The sequence below is a fragment of the Streptomyces sp. NBC_00425 genome (assembly GCF_036030735.1).
GTDB lineage: Bacteria > Actinomycetota > Actinomycetes > Streptomycetales > Streptomycetaceae > Streptomyces.
In genome coordinates, this window is sequence record NZ_CP107928.1 from 8,360,829 (window position 1) to 8,379,553 (window position 18,725).

Below are 18,725 nucleotides of genomic sequence, written 5' to 3' on the forward strand. Positions count from 1 at the left end.
CGTTCGTGAGGCAGCCGCTCGCGTCGGTCAGCCGGCCGACGCGCGCCGAGTCCACCGGCACGACCGTCGGGGTCGAAGAACGGGGCCGGTGGGTGAGGTCGAGCAGGGGCGAACGGGGGGCGCCCCCGTCGGAAGCACCCCCCTCGACCCGGTCGGTCAGCAGGTCGCGTTGGTCTGGGTCAGGAGCCCGAGCCGCCACGGCAGGCTGTTGTAGTCGCCGCTCGCGTTGGGGTTGAGGCCCTGGTACAGGTACTGCAGACGGCAGTTGGGAATCGTCAGCGTCTGGTCGTATCCGGCGCGGATCATCTCACCGTGACTGATGTCCTTGGTCCACGCTCCGGAGGGGAAGGACACCTTGTTCGCCCGTGCGAAGGGGTTCCCCTCGGACGCGGCGAGGGGCGACCAGGAGCCGGCGAGGCTGCTCGACGTCCAGGAGCGGAAGTAGCGCCTGCCGTCCAGTCCGATCGCCTCGACGATCAGGAGGTACTGGTTGGAGCCCTGCACCTTGTACACGTTGCTCGCCTCGAACAGGTTGTTCCTGCTGTCCTGTGCCGCGATGACCGTGTTGGTGAACCCGTTCGGGAACTGGCCGAGGGTCGTCTGCGAGCGGTACAGGTGCCCGTTGTCGTCGGAGGAGAACAGGTAGCAGTTGGCGCTGTCGCAGATCACCCACATGTCGACCCAGAAGCCGTTGCCGATGTTGCGCCTGATGATGTCCGGCATCGACGCGTAGAAGTTGCGCGGCGCGCTCCACCCGTTGGGGTTGTTGATGTCGGGGTTGGTGGAGTAGGACGCGTTGCCGGTCTGGTAGACGAGGTACCACAGGCGCTGCTGCGTGTTGTAGAAGACCTGCGGCGCGGCCCGGTACCCGGTGCCGATGGCCGTGCGGTCCAGGTAGTGGTGGGTGGCCGAACCGGCCTGCGACCAGTCGGAGAAGCTCAGGTACACGAGGCTGTACCCGGCGGCCCTGGCGGTGCTCGCGAACACGTGGTACTTGCCGTTGTAGTAGACGACCGTCGGGTCCTTGATGCCCGCGATGTTGTGGGTCGAGTCCGGTTTCGGCGCGATCAGGGGGCCGCTGGAGCTCCACGAGAAGCTGGAGGGCAGGGCGGCGGCGGACCGGGGCGCGACCGTGGTGCGGGCGGCGGGCGTGCCGCCCATCGCGGTCAGCGCCGACCGGTAGGCGGCCTTCTTGTTGCCGCTGCGGTCGAACAGCAGCGGGTTCTCGCCTGAGCGCCAGGAGTCGCTGTCGCGGATGCCCCAGACGGTGATGCCCTTGCAGCGCGCGACGTTCAGACAGGCGCGCACCGTGTTGGCGTAGGCGCCTGACGGCGCCTGGGCGATGTCCAGTTCGGTGATCTGCACGTCGACGCCGAGCGCGGCGAAGTTCGACAGCGTCGTCTGGAAGCTGCCGGGAGGCCCGCCGGCGCCGAAGTGGGACTGGAGGCCGACGCAGTCGATGGGCACACCGCGTGCCTTGAAGTCGCGGACCATGCGGTAGACGCCCTGGGTCTTCGCGGAGTTCCAGTCCTCGATGCTGTAGTCGTTGTAGCAGAGCTTGGCCGCAGGGTCGGCCGACCGGGCGGTGCGGAAGGCCTGCTCGATGAAGCCGTCGCCCAGGAGGTTCTGGAACACCGAGGGGCGGTGCTGGCCGCTGCCGCCGTCGGCGAAGGCCTCGTTGACCACGTCCCAGGCGTAGACGCGGCCCTTGTAGTGGTTGGCCACGGTGGTGATGTGGTTGTTCATCACGCTGCGCAGCGTGTTGGCGTCCCTGATGGAGCTGACCCAGTCGGGCAGTTGGCTGTGCCACACCAACGTGTGGCCGCGCAGACGCTGGCCCTTCGAGGCCGCGCGGCCCGCGATCTGGTCGCCGGGGCCGAAGTTGAACGAGCCGCGGGACCGCTCGACGGTGTCCCACTTCATCTCGTTCTCGGGTGTGACCTGGTTGAACTCGCGGTCCAGGATCGAGGTGTACGCGCCGTCGCCGAGCCGTCCGGCGGCCACCGCGGTCCCGAAGTACCGTCCCGACTGTGCGGCTTGGGCGCCGAGCGTGGAGGCCTGGACGGCGTCGGGTGCGGCGGTCGCGGCCACTGGCGTGACCAGGGCGGTCACGGCCAGCAGGGATAACACCGTGGCTCGGCGGCGGCCGAGCCGTTTGAGCGGGTTCATGTGTCTCCTCTTACCGTTGGCGGGGGGGTTGGATGGTGCGGTCGATGGGCGCGGTCAGGGCGAGGACAGCTCGAACCGCAGGACGCGGATCGCCCCGCCGAGTGCCTGGGTGGCGTGGTCGACGAGGGCTAGGGCGAACCGGTACGGGAGACGTCGATGTCCGCGACGTCCTGCCAGATCACCGGGTTGGTGAAGGCAGCCGCGGCCCAGCGCGCGGCGACGGGACCAGGAGTGACGGGTCCATGACATATCCATCGTGGCGTACTCCCTCTGTGGTCCCGGGCGGCTGGAGTGTCCGGCGGCGCCCTGCTGAATCCCGTGGAGCGACTGCCGGTCGTTCGAAATTTCGAACCCAGGTCGACTTGGTGAGCATTCAGGATGATAGGGAGACCCCGGGTGCCGTCAATCCTTCTCGCATGAATCGTTTCGAGCTTCGAAACATTCGGAGAGATCCATCCCATGTTGTCGCCGGATGCGTGTCCGGATGATGCGTATACGCCGCTTTCTACCCACCTGAACGGCAGGATCCCGGAGTGAAGTGGCGGCAGGTGTTGACATGTTTGCCCGTCTCTCTAGTATCCGTGAGGCCCGCGTTTTCCGAATGACATGCGAACTTTCGAACCGCCTCCCCCCGCTCTCCGCAATGACATGCACCTGACAGTCACTTCGCGTCACCGCCCGTGACGCTCCTCGGGAAAGGATCCCTCGGTGCCCAGACGATCAGGCGGACGCCTCCTCCGCCTTCTCGCGGCGGCCGCGTTGACGGTCACCGCGTTCGCGACGGCTTCCGCCCACACCACCGCCTCGGCCGCCCCCGGCAGCCCCGCACTCACCCCGCCCCTGGGCTGGAACAGCTGGAACAGCTTCGGCTGCGGAATCACCGAGGCGCAGGTCCGCCAGGCCGCCGACGCGATGGCGTCCTCCGGCATGCGGGACGCCGGTTACCGATACGTGGTGGTCGACGACTGCTGGTTCGACCCGCAGCGCGACGCGGCCGGCAACCTGCGGGCCAGTCCGACCAAGTTCCCGAGCGGCATGAAGGCACTGGGGGACTACATCCACGGCAAGGGCCTGAAGTTCGGCATCTACCAGGTGCCCGGCGAGCGCACCTGCGCGCAGACCAGCGGCGCCTATCCGGGGTCCACGGGAAGCAGGGGGCACGAGGCCCAGGACGCCGCCGCGTTCGCCTCGTGGGGGGTCGACTACCTCAAGTACGACTGGTGCTCCTCCAGCGGCACCCGTGACGAGCAGGTCGCGCGCTTCACGCTCATGCGCGACGCCCTGCGCGCCACCGGCCGTCCGATCGTCTACAGCATCAACCCCAACAGTTTTCACGCCATCACCGGCGCCGGCTACAACTGGGGTGAGGTCGCCGACCTGTGGCGGACCACCGAGGACCTGCTCGACATCTGGCAGAACGGGAACACCAACAGCTACCCGATGGGCGTCGGCAACGTGCTCGACGTCACCGCGCCGCTGGCGGCCCAGTCCGGCCCGGGACACTGGAACGACCCCGACATGCTGGTCGTCGGCCGTCCCGGTCTGTCGCTGACCGAGTCCCGCTCGCACTTCGCCCTCTGGTCGCTGCTGGCGGCACCGCTCATGGCCGGCAACGACATCCGCACCATGTCCGCCGACGTGAGCGCGATCCTGCGCAACCCGCGGCTGCTGGCGGTGAACCAGGACCGGCTGGGCGCGGGCGGACGCCGTGTGCGCGACGACGGCAGCACCGAGGTGTTCGCCAAGCCCCTGTCCGACGGATCGGTCGCGGTGGGCCTGTTCAACCGGGGCGGCGGCACCGCCACGATCAGCACCACGGCGGCTCAGGTCGGGCTCTCCGGCGGCTCCTTCACCCTGACGGACCTGTGGACCGGCGGCACGTCGAGCACGTCCGGCGCGATCGCGGCGAGTGTCCCCGCGCACGGCGTCGCCGTGTACCGGGTGTCCGGCGGCACCCCGCTCGCCGCCGCCACCTCGCGGCTGCGCGGCAACGGCTCCGGCCGCTGCGTGGACGTGGACAACGGCTCCACCGCGGCCGGCGCCACCGTCCTGCTGTGGGACTGCCACACGGCAGCCAACCAGGCGTGGACCACATGGGCCGGCGGCGAGATCCGCGTCTTCGGCGACAAGTGCCTGGACGCCTACAACCAGGGCACCACCAACGGCACCCGGGTGGTCACCTGGCCCTGCAACGGCCAGAGCAACCAGAAGTGGACCGTCGGCTCCGACGGGTCGGTCCGCAACACCCTGTCCGGACTGTGCCTCGACGTCGACCGGGCCGGCACCGCGAACGGCACCCCGCTGGTCCTGTGGACCTGCGACGGCCGGGCCGGCCAGAAATGGAGCCGGACATGAGGGAGCAACGTCCGTCGCCCGGCCGCCCTCGGTCATCTGTCGGCCCTCGCCCTCCCGGGACGACGGCCACGCCCCGAACCGGGCCGGCAGGCACGGGGCTCACGCGGGCGGCCGCCTGGATCGTGGCTCTCGTGCTCGCGTTCGCCGTGGTGCCCGCCGCCGTCCAGCCCACCGCGGCAAGGGCCGACAACCCGATCGTGCAGCACGTCTACACCGCCGACCCGGCCCCGCTGGTCCACAACGGGCGGGTCTACCTCTACACGGGACACGACGAGGACGGCTCCACCTACTTCACCATGAAGGACTGGCGGGTGTGGTCCTCCGCCGACATGGTCAACTGGACCGACCACGGCTCACCGCTCGGCCTGACGACCTTCAGCTGGGCGTCCGCCGACGCGTGGGCGGGTCAGGTGGTCAACCGCAACGGCCGGTTCTACTGGTACGTGCCGGTCAAAAGCCGGGCGACCGGCAGGATGGCCATCGGCGTTGCGGTGTCGGACAGCCCCACCGGTCCCTTCCGGGACGCCCTCGGCCGTCCGCTCGTGGAGAACGGCGAGATCGACCCGACCGTCTTCGTCGACGACGACGGTCAGGCCTATCTGTACTGGGGCAACCCCAACCTGTGGTACGTGCGGCTGAACGCCGACATGACCTCCTATGCGGGCAGCGCCACCCGGATCCCGCTCACCACCGCGGGGTTCGGCACCCGCACCGGCGACGCCAACCGTCCCACGCTGTACGAGGAGGGCCCCTGGGTCTACAAGCGCAACGGTCTGTACTACCTGGTGTTCGCGGCCAAATGCTGCTCGGAGTTCATCGCCTACTCCACGGCACCCGGCCCGACCGGACCGTGGACCTATCGCGGGACGATCATGCCCACCCAGGGCGGCAGTTTCACCAACCACCCCGGGATCGCCGACTTCAAGGGCAACTCGTACTTCTTCTACCACAACGGCGCACTGCCGGGCGGGGGCGGCTACACCCGCTCGGTCGCGGTGGAGAGGTTCGCCTACAACGCCGACGGCACCATCCCGTTGATCAACATGACGAACACCGGTGCGCCCCAGGCCGGCACGCTCGATCCGTATACGCGCCAGGAGGCCGAGACGATCGCCTGGGGGGCGGGGATCGAGACCGAACCGGCCGCCGAAGGCGGGATGAACGTCGGCTGGATCGACAACGGTGACTACATCAAGGTCAAGGGCGTGGGCTTCGGGGCGGGTGCGTCCTCGTTCAGCGCACGCGTGGCGTCGGGCAACGGCGGCGGCACCGTCGAACTGCGCCTGGGCTCCACGAGCGGCACAGTCGTGGGCAGATGCGGTGTGCCGGGCACAGGCGGCTGGCAGAAATGGACGACGGTGACCTGCCCGGTGAGCGGGGCGACGGGAACGCAGGATCTCTATCTGCGGTTCACCGGCGGCAGCGGCTATCTGCTCAACATGGACTGGTGGCGGTTCGCCCCCGGCGCCACCGCGACCGCACCGAGGTGAACCCGACCCGTTGCGGTCGTCCAGTTGGGCCGGGAGGACGCCGCTCGTCACGAGCCGCTCGCACTCGCCGTCGAGATCCGCCGCCGACGCATCGGGCCTTGGGCGGTTCCGGTCGGGCCAGGGCGGCGACGGCGTGCCGTGCGCCTTGTGAGGTGCGGCGCCCGCCGCGGCCCACGGGCGGCTCGCGCCATTGGTACTCCGGGGCCTGGACGGGCACCGGAGACATCACGACCTCCACACCGATGTGCGCCTGATCGGCGTCTGCCTTGAGGAACGCGTCGCCGACGTGCGGGGTCGCGTGTGCGCGATGGGCGACGACGGTGACCTCGTCCGTGGACGACCGGTGTCCGACGGTTGATCGTCGCTGCCACCGGATGTGCCACGTGGGAGGGCGCTCAGGAGGCAGCGCCCTCCCACGGCCACTGCGCGTCCCGGCCGGCTTCGATGAGCGGGATCAGCCGGAACGCGGCGTCGCTCAGACCGCCGAAGGTGTGGTGGTGCGGGCCGGCCGGGGCGTGGGCCGAGGCGTACCCGGCCAGGTTCCAGGTGTAGACGGGGATGCGGAAGGGGACGGTGCGCAACGGGTTCGACCACGGACTCGCCCCGGTCTGTTCGTCGGTCACCAGGACCACCCGGTCATGACGGTCGTAGTGCTGCTGGAGCGCCGCGGCCGTGTTGGTGCCGCCGAGGTCGTGAAAGCGGTCCAGGACGCTCAGCACGGGCTCACCGGGGGTGAGTTCGACGCGACGGCTGTGGGAACCGAACTCCACCAGGTCGGCCTGCTCGGCCCGCAGCGCCACCGCCGTACCGAAAACGGCAGCCGTGTCGGCCCGGTTGAGCTGGGTGTGCTCGCTGGGCCGGTCGAACATCGAGCCCGACCGGTCCACCAGGACCAGCGTGCGGCCGGCCAGTCCGGGGACGTTGGCGAGGGAATGCCCGAGGGCCGCCTCCAGCGCCTTCTCCCAGCGGGGTGACGGCGTGTTGCGGTGGGCGGCCAGGTAGCGGAACGGGAACTGGCGAGAGCGGCGCACCTCGTCCGGGTCGGAGATCCGCGAGGCCACTTCGGCGGCGACCTCGTCGCTCACGCCGGCCAGGTCGAGGTTGCGCAGGTTGCGCACGAGGGCCATCGCCCCCATCGAGGGGACCAGGGCCTCCCACACCGCCGCGTCGAGCGGCCCCTGCAGCCAGCCCGCCACCGACTCCCAGGTCATCCCGGCCGCGTTGAGCCGCTCCGCGCCGTCCGGGGCGGTCACGAGGGCACGCCGATCCGCGACCGGCACGGCCATCAGCTCCCGGTGTGCGGCGAGCAGCGTCTCGCCGGGCGGGGTCAGGGCGCGGTCGGCGTGGTGGCGGCGGTCGATCGCGTACCTGAACAGGTCGCCCTGCCAGGGACGTCGGGGGTCGGGAGCGGGGTGGGTGAGTTCGATGACGTCACCGAAGCGGTAGGCGCGCGAGGTCGTGTCGTACTTGAGGAGCGCGCGTCCGGTGTAGAGACGCCGTACGGCGTCGGCGATTCCGCGCTTGAGCGGCTGCGGGAGTCGCCGCCCGTGCCGGGAGGTCCAGTACGCGATCAACTCGCCTGGCTCGTCGGCCCGTTGGAGGACGGCGGCCACGGCCTGCCGTGAGTGACCGACGGCCCCCGCGTCCAGTCTGGCCCGGACGAACTCGGCCGCGCCGACGAGGGAGGCGGTGCGCATGTGGGCCTCGGTGCGCAGCCACCCCAGCAGCCCGAGGGTCCACTCGGGGTCGCTGACGGCGAGCGTGCGCACCAGCTGCTCGTAGCGCGCGTCGCGGGCGAAGGCGTCTTCGTAGAAGCTGTGGTGGCCGACCATGTGGGACATGGCCAGCAGGAAGAGTTCCGCCTTCGGGGTGCGGGCGTGGCCGACGCCGCCCCGGTGGGTCCGGAGGACGGCCGGGTGCCGCGGGGTTCGTGTGGGGTCGGACGGCGGGAGCAGCCACCGGCCGTGGGTGGAGAGCGGCGACGTCGCTCCGCCTGCGGTCAGGCCCGGTATTTCCGCCTGGATCTCGTTCCTGGCTTCGGACTTGGCCCGCTGACGGTTGAAATGGGGCATGCAGAAGGTCCCTTGGGAGACGTTCCGGAAAGAAGGAGAGACGCCTTCCGAGATCAGTAGTGGCACCGGGTGGGTGTTGCGCGTCAGATATGAAGTAACCGGGGCACAGCGCATCGGAAGGCGTCGAGCAGGCACGCTAGCCGGTGCGGCAGGAGGGCGCACGCGAATTAACGCGGCAGGGCGCACGCGAATGGACGAGGACCGGCCGACCGGCGGCTCCGGCAGACCGACTCCGGCCGACCGACTCCGGCAGACCGACTCCGGCAGACCGACTCCGGCCGACCGGCTCCGGTCGCTCGGCCGGGCGGGACTGCGGTGGTCCCTTCCGGGCGTCAGTGCGAGTGACGTGTGGCGGGCTCGGCATTGCGCCGAGCCCGCCGTGCCGGTTCCCGTCGGAACCGGGCTGGTGTCACGCCGTCAGCGCTGCAGTGTCAGCAGACCCGGACGGTAGGGCAGGAGACCGTAGTCGCCGCCGGAGTTGGGGTTGCGCCCCTGGTAGAGCAACTGCAGGTGGCAGGGATCGACGGTCATGGTCTGGTCGGGGCCGGTGCGGATCAGTTCGCCATGGCTGATGTCGTTGGTCCACGTGGCGCCGCTGTTGGCCTTACCGGCGAAGGGGTTGCTCTCGGTCGCGGCCTGGGGTGTCCACGAGCCGTTCAGGCTGGTGGCCGTGAACGAGCGGAAGTAGCGCCCCTGCGCGCCGATCGCCTCGACGATCATGAGGTAGCGGTTCTGGCCCTGCAGCTTGTAGACCTGCGGGGCTTCGAACAGGTTGTTCGTCGTATCGCTCATGACCACTGTCGAGCTCGCGCCGAAGCTGCCCGGGAAGTTCCCGATCGGCATGGAGGCCCGGTAGATCTTGCCGTTGTCACCGGCGAAGAACAGGTACATGTTCGTCCCGTCACCGATGAGCGTCTGGTCGATGGGTCCCGTTCCGGAGCCGGAGATGCTTCCGGAGAAGAGCACCTGCGGGGACGACCAGCCGTTCGGGTTGGTGGGGTCGCTCGACGTCCGGTAGGAGAAGGCGGTCCCGCCCCACTGGTAGGCGAGCACCCAGATGTTCTTCGGCGCGAAGTAGAAGAGCGTGGGTGCCACGGTGGAGTTCGACATCGTGTTCTGGCCGGCCGAGGCCATCTCGGGCCAGTTGGTGAACAGGCCGAAGTTCATCGAACCCCAGCGCGTCCCCGTGTCGTGCGTGGTCGCGTAGACGAGTTGCCTGCCGTTGTAGGGGACGACGGTGAAGTCCTTGAGCGAGACCCACCCGGACTTGGGCTGCGCCAGCGCGCCCGTCGACGTCCAGCGGTATGCCGACGGGAGATCGCACGAGCCGGGACCCTCCGCGCCGACCTTGACGAGCTGCCACTGCTGGTTGGTGCCGCCCCAGTCGTCGTACTGGACGACGTTCGCGCTGTCGGCGGTGGAGGCGCCCTGCACTTCGAGGGCCTTGTTGCTGTGGCGTGAGATGAACCGCACGTAGCCGTCCGAGCTGTCGGCGAGCCGCCACTGCTGGTTGGCGGCGTTCAGGTCGGCCCACTGCACGATCGAGCCGCCGTTCGCGGTGGACCAGTTGTGGACGTCCAGGACCCTGCCCGAGAGGCGGGACACGATGCGGTAGTAGCCGCCCCCGGAATCGACGAACCGCCACTGCTGCTGGCTCTGATCGTTCCTGGTCCACTGGGTGATGCGGGCGCCGTCGTCGGTCGCCATGTTGTAGACGTCCAGGGCCTTGCCACTGTTGCGGTTGACCAGCACGTACGAGGCGTTGGGGTCCACGGTCGCCGCGCCGGCCGGCTGGGCGCCGAGGAAGGTGGCCACGAGCAGCAGCGGTGCGAGGACGACGAGTAAGCGTCTCAGGTGGACCAGGGACGGGCGGTGAAACCACATGGGGAGGGCCTCCTTTGGGGGCAGGGGGTGAGGGGACCCCGATGAGCCACGGAGCGGGCGTGCCGGGCGTGAGGGAATCTCGAAATGTTTCGAGGAATTCCCGGAAGCTTTGACGCCACAAGCTAGGAATCCGGGGCTCTCCGGTCAAGGCCTGTCGCCGATCTGTCTACAAACAGCACCCCCTCATCGGGTGTGACCGGCTGTCGCGCCGGCCGGAGGCACTCGTTCCCGCCCCGCCCCTGCGGCATCCGTCGACGGCGGCTCCGGGGTTTCGCCGGTCGACCCGCCGGGATTCCGGAAGTTTCGCGCGAAATTCAGAAACTTTCTGCGGGGAGTATTGACGAGTCATCGTCAATGCCTCAATCATCCGTGCCTGAGGATCGATTGACGTCCGAGATGTCGAACCACTGCTGTGCTGCACGGCAGATCCACGCAGAGCCGCACCACAGAGCCGCACCAGAGCCGCACCACAGAGCCGCACCAGAGCCGCACCACAGAGCCGCACCAGAGCCGCACCAGAGCCGCACCACCCGTCGCGTTCCGCCCGCCGTACGTCACCCGACGACCGGCCGGGTGCCGTCCGTGCCGGGCGAGATCGTCCCGGTCCCATGACCGCGGTGTCCGGTGATTGCGCGCTGCCCGGGCTCCGGTCCCCTGCCTGCCGAGGGGGAGCGGACGACGCGTCCCCCCCCCCCCCGCGCTTCAGTCCTTCCGTGATTCCTACCCTGGAGGCACAGTCATGGGCTCGTATGCCCTTCCCGGATCCGTCGGCCGCCGGAAGCCCCGCGGCCTGCTGCCGGCGCTGGTCGCCGGCGCCCTCGGCGTGGTCGCCGCGCTGGCGGTGCCGCCGACCGCACACGCCGCCGAGAACACGCTCGGCGCCGCCGCGGCGCAGAGCGGCCGCTACTTCGGCACCGCCATCGCCTCGGGCAGGCTGGGCGACTCGGCGTACACGTCGATCGCGGGCCGTGAGTTCAACTCGGTGACGGCGGAGAACGAGATGAAGATCGACGCCACCGAACCACAGCGGGGCCAGTTCAACTTCAGCGCCGGTGACCGCGTCTACAACTGGGCGGTGCAGAACGGCAAGCAGGTGCGCGGTCACACCCTGGCCTGGCACTCCCAGCAGCCCGGCTGGATGCAGAGCCTCAGCGGCAGCACGCTGCGGCAAGCGATGATCGGCCACATCAACGGCGTGATGGCCCACTACAAGGGCAAGATCGCCCAGTGGGACGTCGTGAACGAGGCCTTCGCCGACGGCAGTTCGGGAGCGCGGCGCGACTCCAACCTGCAGCGCACCGGCAACGACTGGATCGAGGTCGCCTTCCGCACCGCGCGCGCCGCCGACCCGGCGGCCAAGCTCTGCTACAACGACTACAACGTCGAGAACTGGACCTGGGCGAAGACCCAGGCCGTGTACTCCATGGTCCGGGACTTCAAGCAGCGCGGCGTGCCGATCGACTGCGTCGGCTTCCAGTCGCACTTCAACAGCGGCAGCCCCTACAACAGCAACTTCCGCACCACCCTGCAGAGCTTCGCCGCCCTCGGTGTCGACGTGGCCGTCACCGAACTCGACATCCAGGGCGCCTCGGCCTCGACCTACGCCAACGTGACCAACGACTGCCTGGCCGTCCCGCGCTGCCTCGGCATCACCGTCTGGGGTGTGCGCGACAGCGACTCCTGGCGATCGCAGGACACGCCGCTGCTGTTCAACGGTGACGGCAGCAAGAAGGCCGCGTATCCGGCCGTCCTCAACGCACTCAACGGCGGTACCTCCACGCCCCCTGCGGGTTCCGGAACGATCAAGGGCGTCGCTTCGGGCCGCTGCCTGGACGTGCCAGGCACCAGTACGACGGACGGCACCCAGCTCCACCTGTGGGACTGCCACAACGGCACCAATCAGCAGTGGGCCGGCACCGCCGCCGGCGAGCTCAGGGTCTACGGCAACAAGTGCCTGGACGCCGCCGGTACCGCCAGCGGCACCAAGGTCCAGATCTACGGCTGCTGGGGCGGCGACAACCAGAAATGGCGTCTCAACTCCGACGGAACCATCGTCGGCGTCCAGTCCGGCCTCTGCCTCGACACCGTCGCGGGAGGCACCGCCAACGGAACCCTGATCCAGCTCTCCTCCTGCTCGAACGGCAGCAGCCAGCGCTGGACCCGCTCCTGATGGGACCTGCCACCGACGAAAGGGTGAGCCGATGAAGGCCTACGGTGCGGCTTCTCCCGCCCCTCCCGAACGACAACGCTGGTGGTCCCGGGTCGCCGCCGTGGTGGCCGCGGCCCTCGCGATCGGCATGCTCGCCGTGGTGCATCCGGCGCCCGCCGAGGCGGCGACGGTGGACACCGATGCCTGGTACGTCCTGGTCAACCGCAACAGCGGCAAGGCGTTGGACGTCTCTGGCACGGCCACCGCCGACGGCGCACGGATCAGTCAGTGGACGCGCAACGACGGAGCCAACCAGCAGTGGCAGTTCGTGGACTCCGGCGGCGGCTTCTACCGGCTCAAGGCCCGGCATTCGGGCAAGGTGCTCGACGTGGCCGGGGCCTCCAACGCAGACGGGGCCGCGATCCAGCAGTGGGCCGACCACAACGGGGCCAACCAGCAGTTCCGGCTGGCCGACTCCGACGCGGGCAACGTCCGGCTGATCAACCGCACCAGCAGCAAGGCGGTGGAGGTCCAGGGCGCCTCCACCGCCGACGGAGCCAACGTCGTCCAGTACTCCGACTGGGGCGGCGCCAATCAGCAATGGCAGATGATCAAGCTGTCGTCCGGCGGCGGCGGTGGCGGAGGCGGCGGCGGAGGCTGTGGCATCGCCCCGACCCTGGCGAGCGGTACGTACACGATGCAGAGCGGCGGTAAGAGCCGCAGCTTCATCCTCAGGGTTCCCGCCAACTACGACAACAGCCACCCCTATCGGCTGATCTTCGCGTTCCACTGGAGGGGCGGGACCGCCGGCGACGTCTCCTCGGGAGGCACGAGCGGGAACGCCTGGTCCTACTACGGCCAGCAGGAACAGTCGAACAACTCCGCGATCCTCGTCGCTCCCCAGGGCCTCGGCAACGGCTGGGCCAATGCGGGCGGTGAGGACGTCACCTTCGTCGACGACATGATCCGGCGCATCGAAGGCGGGCTCTGTGTCAACCCGGCCCAGCGTTTCGCCACGGGATTCAGCTGGGGCGGCGGTATGAGTTACGCACTCGCATGCAGCCGGGCGAACGTCTTCAGGGCCGTCGCGGTCATGTCCGGCGCCCAGATCAGCGGGTGCAGCGGCGGCGGCCAGCCCATCGCCTACTTCGGAATCCACGGCGTCAGCGACTCCGTCCTCGACATCGGGCAAGGACGGTCCCTGCGCGACAGATTCGTCGGCAACAACGGTTGCACTCCCCAGAGCCCGCGTGAGCCCGCGCCGGGCAGCCGGACGCACATCACCACCGTCTACTCGGGCTGCCGCGCCGGTTACCCGGTCCAATGGGCCGCGTTCGACGGAGGCCACATACCCGGCCCGGTCGACGGCTCCTCCGGTGAGAGCGGCGTCACCACCTGGACCAAGGCAGAGATCTGGAGGTTCTTCGCACAGTTCCAGTGACAGACCCGCACGACGGGGTGGAGCCGGGAACATCCTGGCTGCACCCCGCCGACGGCTGTCCCGGACCGACGTTCACACCGTGGCGCCGGGCGTCGAACCGATCGCCGCTCACGACGGCCGTGGGGGTGTGTCGGCCCGCCGGGTGCTACGGCGAGCTGGGCAGGTGCGGGGAGCGGAGCACGAGGAGCGTGATCTCACTGGGGGCGAAGACGCGGAACGGCGGGCCCCAGAAACCGGTGCCGCGGCTGGTGTAGAGGAGCGTGCGGGCGCCGTGGCGGCTGAGGCCGGCGAGGGCAGGCTGGTCGAGGCGGACCAGGTGGTGGAAGGGCCAGATCTGGCCACCGTGGGTGTGGCCGGAGAGCTGGAGGTCGATACCGGCTGCCGCCGCCCGGTCGACGAACTTGGGCTGGTGGGCCAGGAGCAGCACGGGCAGGTCGGGGTCGGCGCCGTTCAGGGCTCCGGCGAGGTGGGCACGGTGGCCTGCAAGGCCCGAGGACTCGGCGGTGACGTCGTCCACGCCGGCCACCACGAGGGTGTCGCCTCCGCGTTCGAGCAGCAGGTGGCGGTTGCGCAGCGGCTCCCAGCCCAACTCGTCCATCAGGTCGACCCAGCCCTGGGCCTCGCTGTAGTACTCGTGGTTGCCGGTGACGTAGACCCGGGCCCTGGTGGCCCGCACGGTGCCGAGCGGGGCGGCCTGGGCGCGGCGGTGTTCGGCGGTGCCGTCCGCGATGTCGCCGGTGTGGCAGACCAGGTCGGCTTCCAGGGCGTTGACCGTCTCGCACACCCGTGCCGACCAGCGGGCGCGATCAAGGGGGCCGTAGTGGGTGTCGGTGATGAGGGCGACGCGGGTGCCGTCCAACCCGGCGCCCAGTCGCGGCAGTTGCACGTCGAGTCGGCGCACGCGGGGTACACGGCGGGCTTCGGCGTAGCCCCAGGCGAGCAGTACGGCGGTGGTGCCGAGGACGGCCCAGGTGACGGTACGGGCCCGGTCCTGGCTCTCGCCGACGCCGGCCAGGGTGAGGGCGAGCCGCAGGAGGACGCCGAGCAGAACGGACCAGGTGAACAGAACCCAGCCGGCGCCCAGCAGGGTGTCACCGACGATCGCCGCCCGGTCCTGCTGGCGCCGGCCGTGGCCGCGCACCATCGCGAGCGGCATGCCGACGAGACCGAGGACGAACAGGGCGGTGCCGACCAGCGTGCCGGACAGCGGCCAGTGCTGGCCGGAGTAGAGCAGCACCCCGCAGGGCACGGTCCACAGCAGGACGGGGGCGATCAAGGGGAGGTAGCGCATCAGACGCTGCAGTCGGCTCTGCCGCGGCGTCTGCGCTTCACCCTCGGTGGGCCGGGTGTCGCTGGTGTCGGTCACGCTTCCCCTCTCCGACCGGGCTGCTGTCTCGCGCAGGGTATCCGGTCGTCCTCGGCACGGCCGGACGGGCGTTCACGGGGGACGGCCCGGTGGTGCGAAAGACGCTCCGCGGGACGGTCTCGGACCCGGCGTCCGGGGTGGCGGCGAAGGCCGGTGTCACTCCGCGGCGCGCTGCTTGCGGGCGAGGGCCACGAGATCGGCGTGGCGGACGATCGAGCCTCCCGCACCCCACGTTCCGTCGGGCTGCTCGTGCACCAGCACCCAGACGCGTGGCGCATCGGCCTGGGCGAGTCCGGCGGCGGACAGCACGATCCCGGTAGCCTCCGCCACGAGGCGGGCCTTGCCCTCCTCGGAGAGCACGGCCTGCGGGACCGTGACCTCGACGAGGAAACGCGGGGTGTCGTCCGCGGCGGTGACCTGCGCCCCTTCCGGAAGTTCGACGAGGTAGCTCCACAACTGGGCCCGGAAGAAGGCCGCGTCGGGTGCGCCTTCGCAGCGCAGCAGCGCATCGGCCAGGTCGCGCTGAACGGTCGTGCGGCCCTGCGGGGTGAGGGAACCCGACGCGACGGTCAGCCGGATCATCGACATGAGGACGTCTCCTTGTCCGCCGTGCTCTTCGTCGCGGCACGGCAAGATCTACGCCGCTCATTGTGACCCGTTCCGGGGGCCGTCGTCCGCGGCGCAGCATTCTCGCCCTGCAGACAGACCGAGTCCGGGGACCCGGCTGATGGGAGAAACATGGAGCTCATCGGCCGGACGATCAACTGGAGCCGTTACGCCGCCTGCCGGCCGAGCCGCGGAGCCACGGGAGCGCGGTTCTGGTTCGCGGGACGCCCGGCATCGGGAAGACGGCGTTGCTCGCCCGGACCGCCGCTCTCGCCGAGTGACTCGGCTACCGGGGCCTGCGCACCAGCGGTGTCGAGGCCGAGAGCGACATCCCCTATGCCGGTCTTCAGCTCGTCCTGCGCCCGTTGGCCGCAGGAGCCGCCGACCTCGCCGTCCCGCACCGGCAAGCCCTGGACACCGCTCTCGGGCACGCCGAGGCCGGTGTCCCCGACGTCTTCCTCGTCGGCCTGGCAGTTCTCAACCTCCTGGCAGACGCGGCTGCGGTCGCCCCGCTGCTTCTCCTGGTCGACGACGTCCAGTGGCTCGACGACGCCACCGCCGGCGTCCTGGCCTTCGTGGCGCGCAGGGTCGGGACGGAACCGGTGGTCATCGTGGGAGCCGCACGCGAGGGCTACCGATCGCGTCTGGACTCCGACGAACGCACCTGCGTCACCCTGGGCCCGCTCACGGACGGCCAGGCCGCCGAACTCCTCGCGGACCGCGCCCCTGGTCTGCGGCCTTGTTCGCGTGCGTGTCGTAGTCCGCCATGTTGACCCGGGGCCCACCCGACGCGACAGCCGGGCCGCCGGCCTGCCCACCATCAGCCCCAGAAAGCGAAAAGGTCCACCGACTCCCTCGGCGGACCATCGCAAAAGATCGAGGCTAATCAGTGAGGGAGCACCCGATGAGTCGGGCGCTCCCTCACGTATGCTCAGACGGTCGAAAAGTCGGGGGATCTACGTGCGGAGCGTGCTCCGGAAGAGGCCGTAGAAACCTTTTCGATATATCCCGCTCGAATGAATACGGGTTGCGGCTATCGCAACCTCAGGTGGTGTTGACGGTCGTCGTGCTGAGGGTGCGCCAGATGAGACCGCCTGTGGGGGTGCCTTGCCAGTCACCCAGCATGGCACCGACCGCGAACAGCTGGTGTTCCGTGAGGTTGAGGTTCACCTTGCGTGTGGTCCCCTTGCCCCCCCTGTTCCAGTAGAAGTACTGGGTGGCCCCCCACTGGTACGTGCCGACGGCCGAGTGCCCGTCAGCTTCGGTGTCGGTGATGTACATATCATCCCCGTAGGCGACCCATTGCACCTTGGCGCCCAGGCCGGCGCTGTAGACAGTCGCGTCCTCGGCGACGGCGGCGGTGGTAGTGGCTGTCGCGACGGCTGCCGCGATGGCGCCGACCACAGCAATACGTGTCAGTGATCTCATGGCGAATCCTGCTTTCTCTGGTTGAGCAACTTCTTTTATGTAGCTGGTTCGACGATCAGGGCTGGGTTCCCGCATTATGAGCCCTTTGCGTCAGAGGCGGTAGGGCACTATGCTGCTCTTTCCGGGAACTTAGAATGACAGGCAAATGACATCCCTCTGATGAAGGTTGACATGAAGAGACTGGGCAATTCAATCCCTGCCGTCCTCCTGCTCGCGATTTCGATGTTGCTTGTCGGATGCGAACAGGACGGTACTGCCGATCCGAATACTGCCGACGGCACCGTAAGCGCCAATCAGGGGCTACGGAAGGAACCTTCAAGGGAAAATCTGCTCACCGCCATGAAAGACGTCGCCGATTCCGGCAAAGGGTTCGCCTTGAAGGACGCCACGAGTCTTGGGAGATACGTCTACCACGGTCAGGTCAGCGAATATACCGCATGCTTCCGGAACGAGGTGCCCAAACTTCAGGCCGTAGATATCTACGCCGTACCCAAATCAGAGAATTGTCCGGAAAGGCTCGGCATGAAGGTGCCGGCTTCAAAGTTCTCGAGCCTCGTCGGACGGAAAGTCGATGCATCTCTGTCGGCTGCCCTGATAGCGGGGTACTATCCGGATCATGTGAAGGTTTTCAAGGTCGAATCTCCTGACTCGCAAGTTACTGCTCCGAAGTCATTGGCGAGTTGGCTTGTGTGCGCTCAGGAACCGAAAGCGGGAACGGCATACGACTCATCAGCGGCAGTACGGCTGTACGTCGCCAAAAAGTGCCCGTGAGCGGCGACGAACTTGGTTTGCATTCGGTCAGACCGCCGCATCGCGCTGGCGATGCTCGAGCGCTTCGGCGACCTCACGCCGCCGGGGCGAGAGCACGTCGACCGGACTGCCGGCGCCCTTGCCCGGGGTGTCCTGCAAGCGACTGAGCCTCTTGGTCGCGGTAGCCGGCCGCGCGTCCCTGTTGCGGAAAGAATCCGCCCCGTACACCCGACGGACAATGGTCGGGGCGGATCCGTACAGCAGTGCCGGACGCCTGATTTCCCTCGGCCAGTCCCCTGCGCATCCTTCCCGGTCTCAACCAGCCCACCACATCGCCCTTGCGGAGCGATCGATGTCGTAGTGGAACCGCTGGATCATGAATCAACCAACAGCGACTCGACCTCGCCGATCCTGACGGCCACGCCCTCAAGAGGGGTGCCGGGAACGGGGCGCGTCCAGATGGTCCCGCCGCCATCGGCGACCTTCTCCATCTCCCAACCGTTCGGACTCCGCGCATGCGCGGAGCTCACGGCACGGCAGCGACTGCTCCGAACGATGGTGCCGACCCGCACGACTTCCCCCTCGGCTGAGCACGCGTGCACGGAGCCGCAAGAACGATCCAGATTTAAGACCCCTGGATGACACGTGTCCCCCACGCCTCGCGGTTGACAAGACCCTAGATCAGTCTTCAGAGGCAAAAGGGGCTTGTCCCCAGCCTCATCCGACAGTTGCCGAAACGGTGCAGAGACGCGAATCCGGTTCGGCTATCGGCGATCTTTCCTTCACCCCATGGCTCCAGCAAGCTGGTGGTGAGGGCTGTGGACTCTCCGTCAACCAACTGTGAACTCTGTGCCAACGCCGATGAGTGAAGGATCAGTGGTTGAGCTTGATCACTCACGGGTGCGGCCGACGCCGGTCCGACGTGCCGTCAGACACCCTCGTATCACCCAACCGCGTCCCTCGCACTGTGCTGCCGTACATGACCAACCAACTCATGGCAGGCGGCCCTTGACCG

Annotated in this window: 12 protein-coding genes; 6 read left to right on the forward strand and 6 right to left on the reverse strand. The window is 68.8% G+C overall.

Annotated features, from left to right (window positions below; translation table 11 throughout):
- Positions 1-156: 156 nt before the first annotated feature.
- Positions 157-2,169 carry a non-reducing end alpha-L-arabinofuranosidase family hydrolase gene (locus OHS82_RS36845; protein WP_057582665.1) on the reverse strand — a complete coding sequence of 671 codons (2,013 nt, stop codon included), beginning with the start codon at positions 2,167-2,169 and terminating at the stop codon, positions 157-159.
- A 708-nt stretch (positions 2,170-2,877) separates the two neighbouring features.
- On the opposite strand from OHS82_RS36845, the gene OHS82_RS36850 reads away from it, so the two are divergent.
- Positions 2,878-4,524: a glycoside hydrolase family 27 protein gene (locus OHS82_RS36850; protein WP_057582664.1), complete on the forward strand. Its 1,647-nt coding sequence runs from the start codon at positions 2,878-2,880 to the stop codon at positions 4,522-4,524.
- A gap of 122 nt (positions 4,525-4,646) precedes the next feature.
- A complete protein-coding gene (locus OHS82_RS36855) occupies positions 4,647-6,014 on the forward strand; it encodes a glycoside hydrolase family 43 protein (protein ID WP_057582663.1) in 1,368 nt (455 codons plus the stop codon).
- 395 nt (positions 6,015-6,409) lie between these two features.
- Here OHS82_RS36855 and OHS82_RS36860 read toward each other — a convergent pair whose 3' ends face one another.
- Both OHS82_RS36860 and OHS82_RS36865 read right to left on the reverse strand, forming a co-directional pair.
- On the reverse strand, positions 6,410-8,086 hold the full coding sequence (locus tag OHS82_RS36860; RefSeq protein WP_328435398.1) for a TROVE domain-containing protein: 1,677 nt from the start codon (positions 8,084-8,086) through the stop codon (positions 6,410-6,412).
- 417 nt (positions 8,087-8,503) lie between these two features.
- On the reverse strand, positions 8,504-9,970 hold the full coding sequence (locus OHS82_RS36865) for a non-reducing end alpha-L-arabinofuranosidase family hydrolase (RefSeq protein WP_328435399.1): 1,467 nt from the start codon (positions 9,968-9,970) through the stop codon (positions 8,504-8,506).
- A gap of 739 nt (positions 9,971-10,709) precedes the next feature.
- On the opposite strand from OHS82_RS36865, the gene OHS82_RS36870 reads away from it, so the two are divergent.
- A complete protein-coding gene (locus tag OHS82_RS36870; protein ID WP_328435400.1) occupies positions 10,710-12,140 on the forward strand; it encodes an endo-1,4-beta-xylanase in 1,431 nt (476 codons plus the stop codon).
- Between the two features lie 31 nt (positions 12,141-12,171).
- A complete protein-coding gene (locus OHS82_RS36875) occupies positions 12,172-13,560 on the forward strand; it encodes an RICIN domain-containing protein (RefSeq protein ID WP_328435401.1) in 1,389 nt (462 codons plus the stop codon).
- 145 nt (positions 13,561-13,705) lie between these two features.
- On the opposite strand, the gene OHS82_RS36880 is transcribed toward OHS82_RS36875, so the two are convergent.
- Entirely contained in the window at positions 13,706-14,926 is a 1,221-nt protein-coding gene (locus OHS82_RS36880; RefSeq protein ID WP_328435402.1) for a metallophosphoesterase, read from the reverse strand.
- Between the two features lie 156 nt (positions 14,927-15,082).
- On the reverse strand, positions 15,083-15,514 hold the full coding sequence (locus OHS82_RS36885) for a tautomerase family protein (protein WP_057582657.1): 432 nt from the start codon (positions 15,512-15,514) through the stop codon (positions 15,083-15,085).
- A gap of 383 nt (positions 15,515-15,897) precedes the next feature.
- Between OHS82_RS36885 and OHS82_RS36890 the strand changes: the two genes are divergently transcribed.
- Positions 15,898-16,305, forward strand: coding sequence for a hypothetical protein (locus OHS82_RS36890; protein WP_157876438.1), 408 nt, complete (start codon positions 15,898-15,900; stop codon positions 16,303-16,305).
- A 271-nt stretch (positions 16,306-16,576) separates the two neighbouring features.
- On the opposite strand, the gene OHS82_RS36895 is transcribed toward OHS82_RS36890, so the two are convergent.
- A complete protein-coding gene (locus OHS82_RS36895; protein WP_157876437.1) occupies positions 16,577-16,960 on the reverse strand; it encodes a hypothetical protein in 384 nt (127 codons plus the stop codon).
- 159 nt (positions 16,961-17,119) lie between these two features.
- Here OHS82_RS36895 and OHS82_RS36900 point away from each other — a divergent pair, with 159 nt between their 5' ends.
- A complete protein-coding gene (locus tag OHS82_RS36900; protein WP_328435403.1) occupies positions 17,120-17,731 on the forward strand; it encodes a hypothetical protein in 612 nt (203 codons plus the stop codon).
- Positions 17,732-18,725: the final 994 nt, after the last annotated feature.